The sequence below is a fragment of the Pseudoalteromonas sp. S1609 genome (assembly GCF_005887255.1).
Lineage (GTDB): Bacteria > Pseudomonadota > Gammaproteobacteria > Enterobacterales > Alteromonadaceae > Pseudoalteromonas.
This window is the reverse complement of the sequence record NZ_PNDJ01000023.1, coordinates 1-14,767: the sequence shown is the minus strand read 5'-3', so window position 1 is coordinate 14,767 and position 14,767 is coordinate 1. Positions and strand designations below refer to the sequence as shown.

At 41.4% G+C, this 14,767-nt stretch carries 9 protein-coding genes and 1 pseudogene; 1 reads left to right on the top strand and 9 read right to left on the bottom strand.

Translation table 11 applies throughout. The annotated features are described in order from the left end of the window. The first annotated feature begins 61 nt into the window (after nt 1-61). Nucleotides 62-2,591: pseudogene (locus tag CWB76_RS07425) on the top strand (EAL domain-containing protein). Here the strand turns inward: CWB76_RS07425 and CWB76_RS07420 are convergent. The 9 genes from CWB76_RS07420 to rpoD form a co-directional block, all read right to left on the bottom strand. Continuing rightward, nucleotides 2,564-3,379, bottom strand: coding sequence for a DUF2797 domain-containing protein (locus CWB76_RS07420; RefSeq protein WP_138606552.1), 816 nt, complete (start codon nt 3,377-3,379; stop codon nt 2,564-2,566). The pseudogene CWB76_RS07425 and the gene CWB76_RS07420 overlap by 28 nt on opposite strands. A 21-nt stretch (nt 3,380-3,400) precedes the next feature. Continuing rightward, entirely contained in the window at nt 3,401-5,941 is a 2,541-nt protein-coding gene (locus CWB76_RS07415) for an EAL domain-containing protein (RefSeq protein ID WP_138606550.1), read from the bottom strand. A gap of 93 nt (nt 5,942-6,034) precedes the next feature. Next, nucleotides 6,035-7,318 carry a phosphoribosylamine--glycine ligase gene (gene purD, locus CWB76_RS07410; RefSeq protein WP_138606548.1) on the bottom strand — a complete coding sequence of 428 codons (1,284 nt, stop codon included), beginning with the start codon at nt 7,316-7,318 and terminating at the stop codon, nt 6,035-6,037. A 14-nt stretch (nt 7,319-7,332) separates the two neighbouring features. Continuing rightward, nucleotides 7,333-8,151, bottom strand: a complete 819-nt coding sequence (locus CWB76_RS07405) for a class I SAM-dependent methyltransferase (protein ID WP_138606546.1) — start codon at nt 8,149-8,151, stop codon at nt 7,333-7,335. 109 nt (nt 8,152-8,260) lie between these two features. Then, nucleotides 8,261-9,847 carry a bifunctional phosphoribosylaminoimidazolecarboxamide formyltransferase/IMP cyclohydrolase gene (gene purH / locus CWB76_RS07400; protein ID WP_138606545.1) on the bottom strand — a complete coding sequence of 529 codons (1,587 nt, stop codon included), beginning with the start codon at nt 9,845-9,847 and terminating at the stop codon, nt 8,261-8,263. Nucleotides 9,848-10,082: 235 nt separating this feature from the next. Beyond that, on the bottom strand, nt 10,083-10,373 hold the full coding sequence (fis, locus tag CWB76_RS07395) for a DNA-binding transcriptional regulator Fis (RefSeq protein ID WP_002957804.1): 291 nt from the start codon (nt 10,371-10,373) through the stop codon (nt 10,083-10,085). Between the two features lie 19 nt (nt 10,374-10,392). Next, nucleotides 10,393-11,364, bottom strand: coding sequence for a tRNA dihydrouridine synthase DusB (gene dusB / locus CWB76_RS07390; protein ID WP_010391792.1), 972 nt, complete (start codon nt 11,362-11,364; stop codon nt 10,393-10,395). A gap of 282 nt (nt 11,365-11,646) precedes the next feature. Beyond that, a complete protein-coding gene (gene prmA / locus CWB76_RS07385) occupies nt 11,647-12,528 on the bottom strand; it encodes a 50S ribosomal protein L11 methyltransferase (protein WP_054202602.1) in 882 nt (293 codons plus the stop codon). Nucleotides 12,529-12,599: 71 nt separating this feature from the next. Beyond that, nucleotides 12,600-14,444 carry an RNA polymerase sigma factor RpoD gene (gene rpoD / locus CWB76_RS07380; protein WP_138606543.1) on the bottom strand — a complete coding sequence of 615 codons (1,845 nt, stop codon included), beginning with the start codon at nt 14,442-14,444 and terminating at the stop codon, nt 12,600-12,602. Nucleotides 14,445-14,767 lie beyond the last annotated feature (323 nt).

The window sequence follows — 14,767 nt, the reverse complement described above, 5'->3', positions numbered from 1 at the left end:
AAATTGTCATTTACTGAATAATTTATAATCGTGCATTGGTTTAATTTTGGAAGTAAAAGCAATGCCCCACACTAGCCGCTATCAAAAAGTATGCGATGTTTTTACCAATAAGGTGATCGCCTGTACTGAGGATACCCCTTTAATTGAAGCGGTGAAACTAATGCGTGCGCACAATGTTAGCGCTATTTTTGTTAAACATCAGCAGCAAATAGTGGGGGTGTGGACTGAAACTGATTGCTTAACGCTTAACTTTTCTGATCTGACACTTAGACAAATAGTGATTGAAAAGGTAATGTCGAGCCCGGTGTTGAGTGTATCCAGCCAACAATTATTAACCGATACCGCGATGGTGTTTAATAAGCATGGCGTAAGACACTTACTGGTAACCGATGCGAATGATAACCCAAGCGGGGTGATTAGTATTACTGATATTGTGAGTAATCAAGGATTAGAGCATTACCTGCAATTTAGACCGATAAACGAGCAATATAATAAAAATATTAGGGTAGTCCCCAGCTCATTAGCAATTAATGACGCGGTTAACTTAATGCGCGAATACGCTGAAAAAGTGATTTTAGTCTTTAATGAAGATGAAAATGTCCATGGCATTATTACCCAGCGAGATTTATTAAAACTCATCACCGAGCAGCATAACCACCTTATTTGTTGGGATTTGGCGAGCCGTCCTCTGTATAAAATAAGCCCACAAGACAGCCTTTTTGATGCTTACAGGTTGATGTCTGAAAGTAATATTCGGCATTTAGTGGTAAGCGAAAATAATCAAATTAACGGCGTATTATCACTTGAAAACTTAATTAATGAAATTGAAACAGCATATTGCTGTGAGCTTGAAAAGGTACTTCAGCAGCGTGATATTGCACTGCAGCACTCTCAGCGTAATTTATTTTTAGCCAATAAAATTATCGACTCCTCCCTAGATGGCATCATGATTACCGACTCGAATGGGGTGATTATGCAAGTAAATCCTGCATTTACTCATTTAACCGGCTACAAAGAATATGAGGTGATAGGAAAGCGGCCTAATATGTTGAGTTCAGGACGTCATGATAAAAACTTTTATATAAAAATGTGGGATTCACTGACTAAAACAGGCGTATGGCAGGGGGAAATTCATAACCGTAAAAAATCTGGCGATATTTATATTGAGTGGCTCAGTATTATAGAAATAAAAGAGCCAAGTCATAGTGATGTTACTTATGCCGCTATTTTTAGTGACATAACAGAGCGAAAGAGTGCAGAAGAAAAAAGTAGTGCAGCTAGCATATTTTGATGAACTAACCGGCTTACCTAATCGGCGCTTATTTAACGATAGGCTCTCTATGGCACTGGCCTCTGCTCACAGAGATAAACAAATGCTAGCGGTAATGTTTATTGATCTTGACCGTTTTAAAGAGGTAAATGACAGCTTGGGCCATAACGCCGGTGATACCTTATTAAAATTAGTCTCTGAGCGCATTATTAACATCCTCAATGAAGGGGATACACTGGCACGATTAGGGGGGGATGAGTTTATTGTTTTGTGTGAGGTTGAAAGCGTAGCAGCTGTTATCAGACTTGCAGAGGGTATTTTAAATCACTTAAATACCCCCTTTAAATTGGAAGGATTTGAAGTGGGTGTTACTGCCTCTATAGGTGCAGCGGTTTATCCAGATGATGGCTTAGACAGTGAAACATTATTAAAGCATGCTGATATTGCCATGTATCGCTCAAAAGATGTGGGGCGTAATTCGTTTCAGTTGTTTCAACCCTCAATGAATGCCCGCTCCCTTGAGCGCTTGGCAATGATGAGCCGCTTTCAACATGCACTTGAAAATGATGAGTTTGAGCTTTATTTTCAGCCTAAACAGTGTTTAAAAACAGGGGAGATTATGGGGGCTGAAGCACTACTGCGTTGGCAAGACCCTGATTTAGGCACTATTTCGCCAGCGCAGTTTATTCCGCTTGCTGAAGAGTTAGGTTTAGTTGTTCGTCTCGATTTATGGGTTATTAACCAAGCCGGTAAGGAGTTAACTCTTTGGCAAGCACAAGGAATGAATCCCGGACGTTTAGCGATTAATGTATCTGCTTGCCACCTAAGCCAAGGTAAGTTAGCTGATAACATTAAGGCCATGCTTACTCGCTATCAATTACCTGGGAGTTTACTTGAAATAGAGCTGACTGAAAGTAGCTTTATAGGTTCTTTTTCACAGGCAAAAGAACAGTTACAACAGCTTAAAACGTTAGGTGTACATATTGCGCTTGATGATTTTGGCACGGGGTATTCGGCATTAAGCTATTTAACTAAACTGCCCTTTAACACGTTAAAAATTGATGCCAGTTTTATTGCTAAAATTCCTGATGAATACGGCAATAGCCAAATTGTAGCGGCTATTATAGCCATGGCGACAAGTTTAGGGTTAGATGTGGTTGCTGAGGGAGTTGAGCATGCCTCGCAAGAGGCACACTTAGCAACAATAGGCTGCAATATTATTCAGGGTTACCATTATTGCTATCCATTAACACGACAGCAATGGATAGCATTTTATAACCAAGCAGCAAAAGGTTATTCTGAGTCTACGCTCACTTCATAAGAGGTGAATTTTCGAATATTAATCACACCGGTATCAAAAATTAAGTACTGACCTTTTATACCTTGTAAAATACCGCTAACAACAGGGTTTTTATCAAAGTTAAATGAGCTAATTTTAGTTGGGTATTCACTAACTGGAAAATCAAGGTTTACTACGTCTTCATCAAGTTGTTCAATGGCGGTTGCGCCAAACAGCTCACTCAGCTCTGTAAGCTTTTCGCTTATTTGTGGAATAAGTTCGGCGGCTGCTGCTTTTAAATCAAGCGTGTCGTTTTGTCCTTTAAGCATATTACGCCAATTGGTTTTATCAGCAATAAACTGTGCCAGCGCTACTTCAACTAAGCCCGATTGCAAACGAGTCTGCACTTTAAAAATAGGTAAGGCTTGGGTTGCCCCTTGGTCAATCCAACGGGTAGGAATTTGTGTATGGCGAGTAATACCTACTTTTAATCCTGAGGTATTTGCTAGGTAAACATAATGCGGGATCATGCAATTTTCTTCGCCCCACTCTGGCTCGCGGCAGGTGCCTTGGTCGTAATGGCAGGTTTCCGGTTTCATGATACACATATCGCAACTGGCAAGTTTGCGCATACACACAAAGCAGTGCCCTTGAGAGTAACTCTTTTTGGTTTTTTTACCACAGTTAGAGCACAAAATTGTGCCACTAAAAGTAAGGGTTAGCTGTTTGCCTATTAAGGCATTTAAATCAACCAGCTGCTCACCTACAGGTAGGTGATATTGAACTGGCTCTGTTAAGCTCGACTTTAATTTACGCAGTGTACCTTGCATCTTTTCTTGGCCCCAAAGATGTTAAAAAGGGGAGCTTAACATTTTTAGGCTGTATTGGCTTTTTAAGAAGTCTAAATAATTATCATAAGAGAGTGCCTTGGCATACAAGTAGCCTTGAGTACGGTCGGCGTTCATCGTTGTAAGTAGTTGATGAACCTCTTGAGTCTCTACGCCCTCAATCGTGATAGTTAGGCCCAGATTATGTGCCATATCTATGGCTGTTTGCACAATAACCTGATGCGCACGGTTATCAGTTAAATCAAACACAAACGACTTATCTACTTTAAGTTCGCTAAAGTGATAGTTAACTAAGTAGCTAAGCGATGAATAACCCGTACCAAAGTCGTCGAGTACCACTTTAACGCCCAAGGTGGCAAGCTCCTCAACCAAGGTGACTAATGCATCTTGGTTTTCGACAAAAGCAGATTCAGTCAGTTCAAACTTTAATAAGTGAGGGGCAACTTGATATTTAATTAAAATATTCTCTACTTTTTCAGTCAAATTAGTAATGGCTAGATTTTTTGCACTTAAATTAATACTAATACTATGATTGCTTATGTCATCGGATGCCAGCTTTGCAATGTCTTTACAGGCTTGTTCAATAACCCAAATTGTTAATTCATTAATAATACCAGTGTGTTCGGCGAGTATAATTAGCTTTTCTATCGAAATATTTTTAAAGTCAGCATCTGGCCAGCGTAGTAGGGCTTCCGCGCCGTGTATACTGCACTCCTCTAAGCTCACTTGTGGTTGATAATAAAGTGCAAGTTGATCCTCTCTTATCGCTTGCTGTAGCTTGGCTGCAAGAGCAACGTCCATGGTAAGGTTGTCATGCGCAAGTGATGAGCTTACTTTGCTTAGGTTATGTTTAGCGTCGTGTAATGCTAAATAGCCTCGTTTTAACCAAAACTCAAAATCATCACGTTTACCGTAACCACTAATGCCAACACTGTAATTAAGTTGTAAGTCTAGACCTTTAATTTGATATGTTTTTGGTAACTTATTTAAGATCTGTTTGAGTAATTCTTCGAGCGTGTGCTGACTCTGTTTTTTAGTAGAAATGCAGGCAAATACGCCACTGCCCAAATCAGCAATTTTAGCTGGCTGATTAATACCATTGTTGAGATGAAAAAACTCTCGTTCAAAGCTTAATTTGCATTCAAGCTCGTGAGCAACATGCTTAATTAGCTCATATCCTTGCGAAGAGGTAATAATGGTATTTAGCGAGTTAAAATGACGTATTTTCACCAAACATAAAGTGGTAGAGCGCTGCTGCGCCTTGAGTGCCATAAAGGCATATTTTAGCTTGGCGCTATTGAGTAGCTTGGTTTGTTGGGTATGTGTTGCATGATAAAGAACTTGCTCACGCTGGTAACGAATCCGATCAGCAAGTGCCATTGCCATTAGGACAATTTCACACAAAATGGCCATTAAAAAAGCATGGCGTATTGAAAAACTATAGGAAATAACGCCTGTGAGCTCTAGAGGTTGGATAGCTGCGCCAATGATCAGTGGCACCCACGAAAATACGTAAAACTTAGCCCAACGAAAACCGCTTCTTAATTTGTTGTAAATTAAAATGAAGCAGACAATATAGAGCGATCCTAAAATCACAAAAAATATCGGTGCGGCTATATTTTCAGGAATGAAAAAACTCAATGTCCCTAGAACTAGCATCAGTCTTAATAAGCCGATGCTTAATTTATAGCGCCAGCAACCGTCTTTATGATAACGTAAAAACAGTGTGCAAAAGGCGAGGGTAAAAAACGCAATGGTGTAGTTGACCACAATGACTTTTTCGTGAATAAATAACTGCCATTCAAGCGGCCATAAATAAAAGCCAAACCCCAGCACGGTGCCCATTAATGCAATAGCGCTAATAATGTAGCCAATGTAAACTAAATATACGCGGTCTTTAATACCAAAATAAAGTAATAGGTTATATAGCGAGGCCATTAATAGTACGCCAGCAAAAATTCCCCAAATGCCTGTTTGAGAGCGCACTAAGTCAACAAATACAGTATGGCGATATAAGTGAATTGGGGTTTTACTAATCCCCACGGTATCTATTTTTATGACTAATTGTTGTTTAGATTGGCCATCAAGCTTAAAACGAATATGGGGCACGCTATACTTAAATAAAGTAAGGCGCGGCTCTTTATCACCAAGCTTATAAGTATCGAGTAGCTGGTTATTACTATTGAGCCTATATATAGTGAGGTGATCCACCATCGGGTTATCAAAGTGCGCCACCACATCTTCTTCTTTGCTGCTTTTGTTTTCTAAATCAAGGCGTAACCAATAATTTTGCTGTTGAAAACTCCAAGGAATATCGTTAAATTCTTGCTCTGTAAACTGTGCTTTATTACTCATTACTTCTGCGAAGTTTTGTGTTTTACTCTTGTCTATGTAATATGCATGATCGAGGTAAACAGGAGTTATTTTATCTATAGTATAGCGAGATGGCATCACAAAGTTTGTTGCCAATGTGCTGATAATAAAAAAGATAAAAATTAGTATTACGACCGCTATCGCATGATAGCGCAAGGTTTTAAATTCCAATATTAACCTGTGCCCTGATTGTTTTTTTACAGTGTAGCAGTAAAAAGCGCAGATAATCTGCGCTTATAAAGTTTAATGAGTAAAACTCAATAATTATTTTTCACGAGCAATTGCACGATAGGCTATATCTGTACGGTATTCCATGCCGTCCCAGCTGATTTCATCAACCAGTTTATAGGCACGTTGTTGTGCTTGTGTAACGGTATTACCCAGTGCCGTTGCACATAATACTCTACCACCGGCAGTTACTACATTGTCACCGTCTTGCTTAGTCCCTGCATGAAAAACTTTTTCGCCTTCAGGGTAAGTTACTTTCAGGCCATTAATCGCATCGCCTTTCGGGTAGCTATCTGGATAACCTTTGGCAGCTAAAACAACACCTACAGCGGCGCGTGAGTCGAACTCAATAGTGGTTTTATCAAGTTCTACACGGTTAGCAGCTTCAATCAGCTCAACTAAGTCTGATTGCAAACGTAGCATCATAGGTTGTGTTTCAGGGTCGCCAAAACGACAGTTATATTCAATTACTTTTGGTGTGCCGGTGTCATCTATCATCAAGCCTGCATACAAAAAGCCAGTGTACGCATGGCCTTCGCTAGCCATACCTTCTACCGTAGGGTAAATCACTTCATTCATAATGCGTTGATGAATTTCATCCGTGACTACCGGTGCCGGAGAATAAGCCCCCATACCGCCAGTATTTGGACCCGAATCGCCATTGTAAGCACGTTTATGATCTTGGCTGGTTGCAAACGGCAATACGTTTTTACCATCAACCATCACAATAAATGACGCTTCTTCACCTTCTAAAAACTCTTCAATCACAACACGGCTGCCAGCTTCACCAAAGGCATTACCCGCAAGCATATCGCGAATAGCCTCTTCAGCCTCGTGCTCGTTCATGGCTACAATCACGCCTTTACCGGCCGCTAAACCATCAGCTTTTATAACAATCGGTGCGCCTTTCTCTTTTAAATAGGCAAGCGCAGGGTCGATTTGTTCAAACGTTTGGTAATCAGCAGTTGGGATAGCATGACGTGCTAAAAAGTCTTTAGTGAACGATTTAGACCCTTCAAGCTGGGCTGCACCGGCGGTTGGACCAAAAATAGCTAAGCCGTGTTCACGAAACTTATCAACAACACCTAATACTAGCGGCACTTCTGGACCAACAATGGTCAGCTCAACATTATTTTGTTGTGCAAAGCTAAGAAGCCCATCAAGGTCTTCAACGTTAATTGCTACGTTCTCAAGTTTTGGCTCAAGGGCTGTGCCCGCATTACCTGGAGCAACATAAACAGTGTTTACTTTTGTATTTTGAGCGGCCTTAAACGCAAGTGCGTGTTCGCGGCCGCCGCTGCCAATGACTAATACATTCATGGCGAATATCCTATTTAAAGCGGTTTTTTAAATTTCAGCGTCATACGGTCGCTTTCACCTATGGCTTTATATTTAGCGGCATCTTGCTCGCCAAGTCTAAGGCTCGGTGGAAGGGTCCATACCCCTTTAGGGTGATCGGCTGTATCAAGAGGGTTTGCATTAATATCGCTTTTTGCTTCAAGTTCAAAACCTGCTTGCTCAGCAAGTGCAATAACCACACTTTGCTTCATATAACCTGATGACTTTTGCATTTCATCGGCTTGCTTTTCGGGTAGGCGATGTTCAACTACACCTAAAGTGCCGCCAGGTTTAAGTGCTGTATAAAAAGACTTAAACGCATTGCTTGCAGCTTCTTTATCTTTACTCATGTACCAGTTATGGACATTACGAAAGGTCAGTACCATATCGGCGCTACTTGCAGGGGCAATATCTAAATGAGTGGAAGGAGCAAATTCAGTGAGTTTAACGTCACTAAAGCGGGCATCTTCAGCGATTTTAGCTTTAAAGCCAGCAAGAGAACGTTGGTAATAACCAACCGATGAATCAGCAGGAAAATGCGCGGCATAATAGGTGCCTTGCTCTTTTAATGCCGGCGCTAAAATTTCACTGTACCAACCACCGCCTGGTGCAATTTCTACCACAGTCATTGTTGGTTTAAAGCCAAAAAATTCGAGGGTTTCTACAGGATTGCGGTATTGGTCGCGTTCACTGCTACGCTCACTTGCTTTAACTGCATTTGTTAATGCTGAGTCGTGGCCATGGTTGTGTGCTAACGCCATTGTTGAACTTAATGACAGTGTGGCAACCAGTAGAGATTTTAGTGCAAATTTCATCGTCTAATCCTTCACATTATAATTGTTAGTCATGGTTATAGAATAAGCAGAATACGTGAATTTGATGCAAACAAAAAGAGCTAACTGAAGTAGTTAGCTCTTTAAGCGATTAATGGCGGAAATGGCGCATACCTGTAAACACCATTGCCATACCGGCTTCATCAGCGGCGGCAATTACTTCTTCATCGCGCATGGAACCACCCGGTTGAATAACCGCGGTAATACCTGCTGCAGCTGCAGCATCAATGCCATCACGGAATGGGAAAAATGCATCTGATGCCATTACCGAGCCTTTTACTTCAAGGTTTTCATCAGCGGCTTTAATACCGGCAATTTTAGCTGAGTAAACGCGGCTCATTTGGCCTGCACCAACACCAATAGTCATACCGTCGCGGGCATAAACAATGGCGTTTGATTTAACAAATTTAGCCACTTTCCAGCAGAACAGTAAGTCTTTAAGTTCTTGCTCAGAAGGCTGGCGCTTAGAAACAACCGTTAAGTCGCCTTGCGTTACCATACCTAAATCACGGTCTTGAATTAGAACGCCGCCATTAACGCGTTTAATGTCATGGCCTGTGCCTTTAGCAGAGAACTCACCACACTCTAATAAACGCACGTTTTGTTTAGCCGAGACTATTTGAGCGGCTTCCGCACTCACGCTTGGCGCAATAATAACTTCAACAAATTGACGTTCAACAATCGCTTGTGCAGTTTTTGCGTCAAGTTCTTGATTAAAAGCAATAATGCCGCCAAACGCTGACGTTGGATCAGTTTTAAAGGCGCGATCGTATGCTTCTAAGATATTTTCGCCAATTGAAACACCACATGGATTAGCATGTTTTACAATAACACACGCAGGTACATCAAATTCTTTAACACACTCAAGTGCGGCATCGGTATCGGCAATATTGTTAAACGATAATGCTTTACCTTGTAGCTGAGTCGCTGTCGCCACAGACGCTTCAGTGATGTCGTTTTCAACATAAAACGCGGCATCTTGATGCGAATTTTCACCGTAACGCATATCTTGCTTTTTAGTGAATTGCATATTAATAGTACGTGGGAACTTAGTATCTTCAGCGGCTTCTTCTGTGTAATCAGGAACCATTTTACCGAAGTAGTTAGCAATCATACCATCGTATTGCGCTGTATGCTCATAAGCGGCAATAGCTAGATCAAAGCGGGTTTTGTAGGTCGTTGAGCCGTTGTTATTTTGCATTTCGCTAATAATACGGTCATAGTCGCTTGCGTTAACAACAATCGTCACATCTTTGTGATTTTTAGCTGCTGCACGCACCATGGTTGGGCCACCAATATCGATGTTTTCAATAGCATCTTCAAGGCTGCAGTTTTCTTGAGCGACAGTGTTCGCAAAGGGGTATAAATTAACTACAACGATGTCGATAGCAGCAATGTTGTTATCTGCCATTACGTCTTCATCTTGGCCACGACGAGCAAGAATACCGCCATGAATTTTTGGGTGTAGGGTTTTTACGCGACCATCCATGATCTCAGGGTGTCCGGTGTGATCTGATACTTCGGTAACTTTAATCGCATTATCAGCAAGTAGTTTACAAGTGCCGCCAGTTGAAAGTATTTCAACTCCTTGTGCTTCTAGTGCACGGGCAAATTCAACAATACCGGTTTTGTCTGACACACTCAAAAGTGCGCGACGTATAGGACGATGTGTATCCATTGTAGTTTGATTTCCTCAGTTAATGAGCTAGCTTAGAAGCGCGTATTTTAACTGATTACGACTCAAAAAACGACTTATAACGACCCATAAAGCGTGAGCATTTTGCAATTTCGTTAATAAATTTTACAGATAAAAAAAGCACCCTAAGGTGCTTTTTTAAGAGTGTTTTATAAAACACTCAGTGTATTGAATCAGTAAGCGCGGTAAAGCAATTACGGCATCAATACCTTAGGTATTAGTTCATACCGTATTTTTTTAGCTTTTTACGTAAAGTACCACGGTTGATACCTAGTAAAATTGCCGCACGAGTCTGGTTACCACGTGTGTAAGTCATTACTTCTTCAAGCAATGGCGCTTCTAGCTCAGAAAGAACAAGGTCGTAAACGTCTTGCACATCTTGACCGTTAAGCTGTTTTAAGTAGTGGTGAACAGCTTTTTTTACTGCATCACGCAATGGCTGCGGTTTCTCGTGTGACTGAACATGAGGGTTTGTGATAAATGGAGAAGTCACGTTTTGTTCGAACATTATAAAGTCTCTTTCTTTCTTAGTTAGCTGCTAGTGTTTTAAAGTATTGCTCTAATGCGACGACCTGTTCCTCGGAATTGTCGAGCGCATTAAATACTCGCCTAAACTGACCGTCACTGTCATGGGTTTGCAAATACCAAGATACATGTTTGCGAGCGATTCGTGCTCCCATTGGCTCACCGTAAAACATATGGAGGTTGGTTAAATGCTCCATTAAAATACTGCGCACCTCTGCAATAGCAGGTGGCTGCATATGTTCACCAGTTCGCAAATAGTGGTCTATCTCCCTAAATATCCAAGGGCGACCTTGGGCGGCTCGACCAATCATGATGGCATCTGCACCCGTATAGTCCAAAACCTGCTTTGCTTTTTCAGGTGATGTAATATCACCATTAGCAACCACAGGTATCGACACTGAACGTTTTATATCCCTAATTGTGGCGTACTCAGCATCACCTTTGTACATACATGCGCGCGTGCGCCCATGTACAGCCAGTGATGCAATGCCATAACGTTCAGCTATTCTTGCAATCTCTACACCATTACGGTTGTCCTGATCCCATCCAGTACGGATTTTAAGTGTTACAGGTATATCAACCGCATTAACGACGGCATCAATAATCTCTTCCACGAGTTCTGGAAACTGTAATAAGGCTGAGCCTGCAAGTTTCTTGTTCACTTTTTTTGCTGGGCACCCCATATTGATATCTATGATCTGTGCACCGTTTGCAACATTGAATTGTGCGGCCTGTGCCATAAGCTCAGGGTCTGCTCCTGCAATTTGCACCGCACGTATACCCGACTCACCAGAATGATCCATTCGGTTCATCGACTTTTCGGTTTTCCAAACCTTCGGATTAGACGACAGCATTTCAGACACAGCAAGGCCAGCGCCTAAACGACGACATAACTGTCTAAATGGTCTGTCTGTTATGCCCGCCATAGGCGCGACAATGACATTATTCTCAAGTTGGTATGAACCGATACGCACGATATTCAATAGGCCTCTTTTCAAGGGGCGCTAAGTTTACGGCTTTTTGCGCAAAAATCAAAGGCTATAAATTGAACAAAAGTGACTTTTTTTTGCTCTTTTCGTATTGACATTTGATAACCGTATGACGAAGCGGTTTATTTGTGTGAATTTTGAACGGTCGTTGTTTTTATAATAAAAAATCTTTATTTTTTATTATGTAAAAAAATAGTAAAGCCTGTTAAATACAGGCTCTAGAAACGACTTTTGAGTTAATACTCTAAACTTTGAAAAAACGCACTATTATGCTTTTTTAATGCCACTGACTCGGGTCCAGTCGCCTTCAATGGCAATCTCATCAAGTTCAATAAAGGGCGCATATATATCGGCAACCGATTTTGCTTGCTCTTCTAAAATGCCCGACATGGCAATTTTACCGCCTGGTTTTAATAACCCTAAAATCACACTATGAAGCTCACGCAGAGGTTGCGCTAAAATATTTGCCACAACAATATCGGCTGTAAATTCAGGTTGGTTTTCTGGTAGATAAACTTCAAGCTTGTCAGCAACGCCATTACGGTTAGCGTTATCTAAGCTTGCTTCTAGCGCTTGCGGGTCAATGTCTATCCCTATCATGCGCTCTGCACCTAGTTTAATTGCTGCAATGCCTAATATGCCTGAACCACAACCAAAATCGACTACTGTTTTGCCGCTTAAGTCTTGGCTTTCAAGCCACTTTAAACACAGCGCGGTGGTGGCGTGCGTGCCAGTACCAAATGCAAGGCCAGGATCAAGTAGCACATTGACTGCGTCAGGGTCTGGAATATCGCGCCAGCTAGGGCAAATCCATAGTTTTTCGCCAAATTGAATAGGGTGGAAGTTATCCATCCACTCACGTTCCCAATCTTTGTCTTCGAGTTGCTCGATTTTGTAAACTAAATTGTCTTTGAGCTCATCATGGCGCTTTAATAACGCAACCACGGCGTTCATATCGTGATTAGCTTCGAACAGACCAATTACTGTGGTATCAGCCCAAAAAACGACAGTGCCAATTTTGGGTTCGTAAATAGGGGTGTCTTTAGCATCAATAAAAGTAACAGAAGCACTACCAGCTTCCATTAATAAGTCACTAACTGCATCAGCGGTTGCAGCATTGGCATTGATACGGATTTGGATCCAAGCCATGTTTATTTCCTTGAAATAGAAAAAAGGCCGCTACAGCGGCCTTTTGAGTTAACTCATAATGTAACGCTAGATTATTTAGCGTCTAAAAAGCTTTTCAGTAAATCAGAGCGAGAAGGGTGACGTAATTTACGTAGTGCCTTCGCTTCAATTTGACGAATACGCTCACGTGTTACATCAAACTGCTTACCTACTTCTTCCAACGTGTGGTCGGTATTCATATCAATACCAAAACGCATACGCAGTACTTTCGCTTCACGGGCAGTTAAGCCAGCGAGCACATCGTTAGTTGCGCCACGAAGAGACTCCATTGTTGCCGAATCGATAGGCGAATCAATAGTCGTATCTTCAATGAAGTCGCCTAAGTGCGAATCTTCATCATCACCAATCGGTGTTTCCATTGAAATTGGCTCTTTTGCAATCTTAAGTACCTTACGGATTTTATCCTCAGGCATCATCATGCGTTCAGCTAATTCTTCTGGATTTGGCTCACGACCCATTTCTTGTAACATTTGACGTGAAATACGGTTCAATTTATTGATCGTTTCAATCATATGTACTGGAATACGGATCGTTCTTGCTTGGTCAGCAATAGAGCGAGTAATTGCTTGGCGGATCCACCACGTAGCATAAGTAGAGAACTTATAACCACGACGGTATTCAAATTTATCAACTGCTTTCATCAAACCAATATTACCTTCTTGAATTAAATCCAAGAACTGTAAGCCACGGTTGGTGTATTTTTTAGCGATTGAAATTACCAGACGTAAGTTCGCTTCTACCATCTCTTTTTTAGCACGGCGCGCTTTCGCTTCACCAATACTCATGCGACGGTTTATATCTTTAATACGTTCAATGCTTAAGCCAGTGCTTTCTTCCATTGAAGAAAGTTTGCTAATACAACGAAGTATTTCAGGCTTCACTTCTTCAAGTTTAGTGGAATACTTTTCGTTGGCTGCAATTTCAATATCAAGCCATGCTGTGTCAGTTTCGTTGTTTGCAAAATGCTTAACAAAAGTTTTCTTTGGAAGCTTTGAAACTTGTACTGCATGCTTCATGATAAGACGTTCTTGAACGCGAACTCGGTCCATCATTTCACGCATGTTATTAACCATGCGGTCAAATTGTTTAGGCACAAGTTTAAAGGTTCTGAACAACTCACCAATTTCTAAAATAGCGGCTTGAGATTCTGGATGAGAGCGACCTTTTTTATCGAATGTTTCACGTGCTTTAGTGTATAAATCACGTAAGTTTTCGAAATGGATGCGCGCTTCTTCAGGATCTGGACCTGTATCTACTTCTTCTTCGTCTTCATCATCGCTGTCATCATCATCATCGTCGCTGTCATCAAGCTGTTTTTCGCTTAATTCAGAACCAATGTTAGTGGCAGCAATTGGTGGTGCTTCGTCTGCATCAGGATCGAAAAAGCCAGAGATAATGTCGCTAAGGCGCATCTCTTCTGCTTCAAATTTATCCCACTGTTCAAGTAGGTAAGTGATCGCTTCTGGGTATTCAGCAACCGAAATCTGTACTTGGTTAATGCCTTCTTCAATACGTTTAGCGATAACAATTTCGCCTTCACGGGTAAGAAGTTCAACAGTACCCATTTCACGCATATACATGCGTACAGGGTCTGTTGTACGGCCGATTTCTTTTTCTACAGTAGCAAGGGCTGCAGCGGCAGCTTCCGCTGCGTCTTCGTCTGTCGTGGTTTCTTGCATCATTAATTCATCAGCATCAGGCGCGTTTTCACTAACCTTGATACCCATGTCATTAATCATGCTAATGATATCTTCTACTTGATCTGAGTCGATAATATCTTGTGGAAGGTGATCATTAACTTCTGCAAAAGTTAAGTAACCTTGCTCTTTACCTTTTTGAATCAGAAGTTTTAATTGTGACTGAGGAGTTGGATCCATAGAGATTGTTTCTTCCACTCTGATAAGTTGATACAACAGGCGCCATCATGGAGTTTGCTCAAAGGCTAACCAGAATAATGTGACGCAGTGAATAGCACAGTATAACAGCCTAAATCAAATCTGACTAGGGTCTGTTGGTCTTTCAGGATTAAAGTTTATTCAATCCAAGGGTGGTTTAATCGCGGCGTGAGGTTTGTAACCTAGTGGGCTCGATAACTGCTCCTGCGTTATTCTACTGGCTTACATCCATGTAAGAATAAGTAAAAACCGAGCAACAAAGAGTTAATTGCCCCTAGGCAGAACCCTTCGGGCAGCGCCTGTTT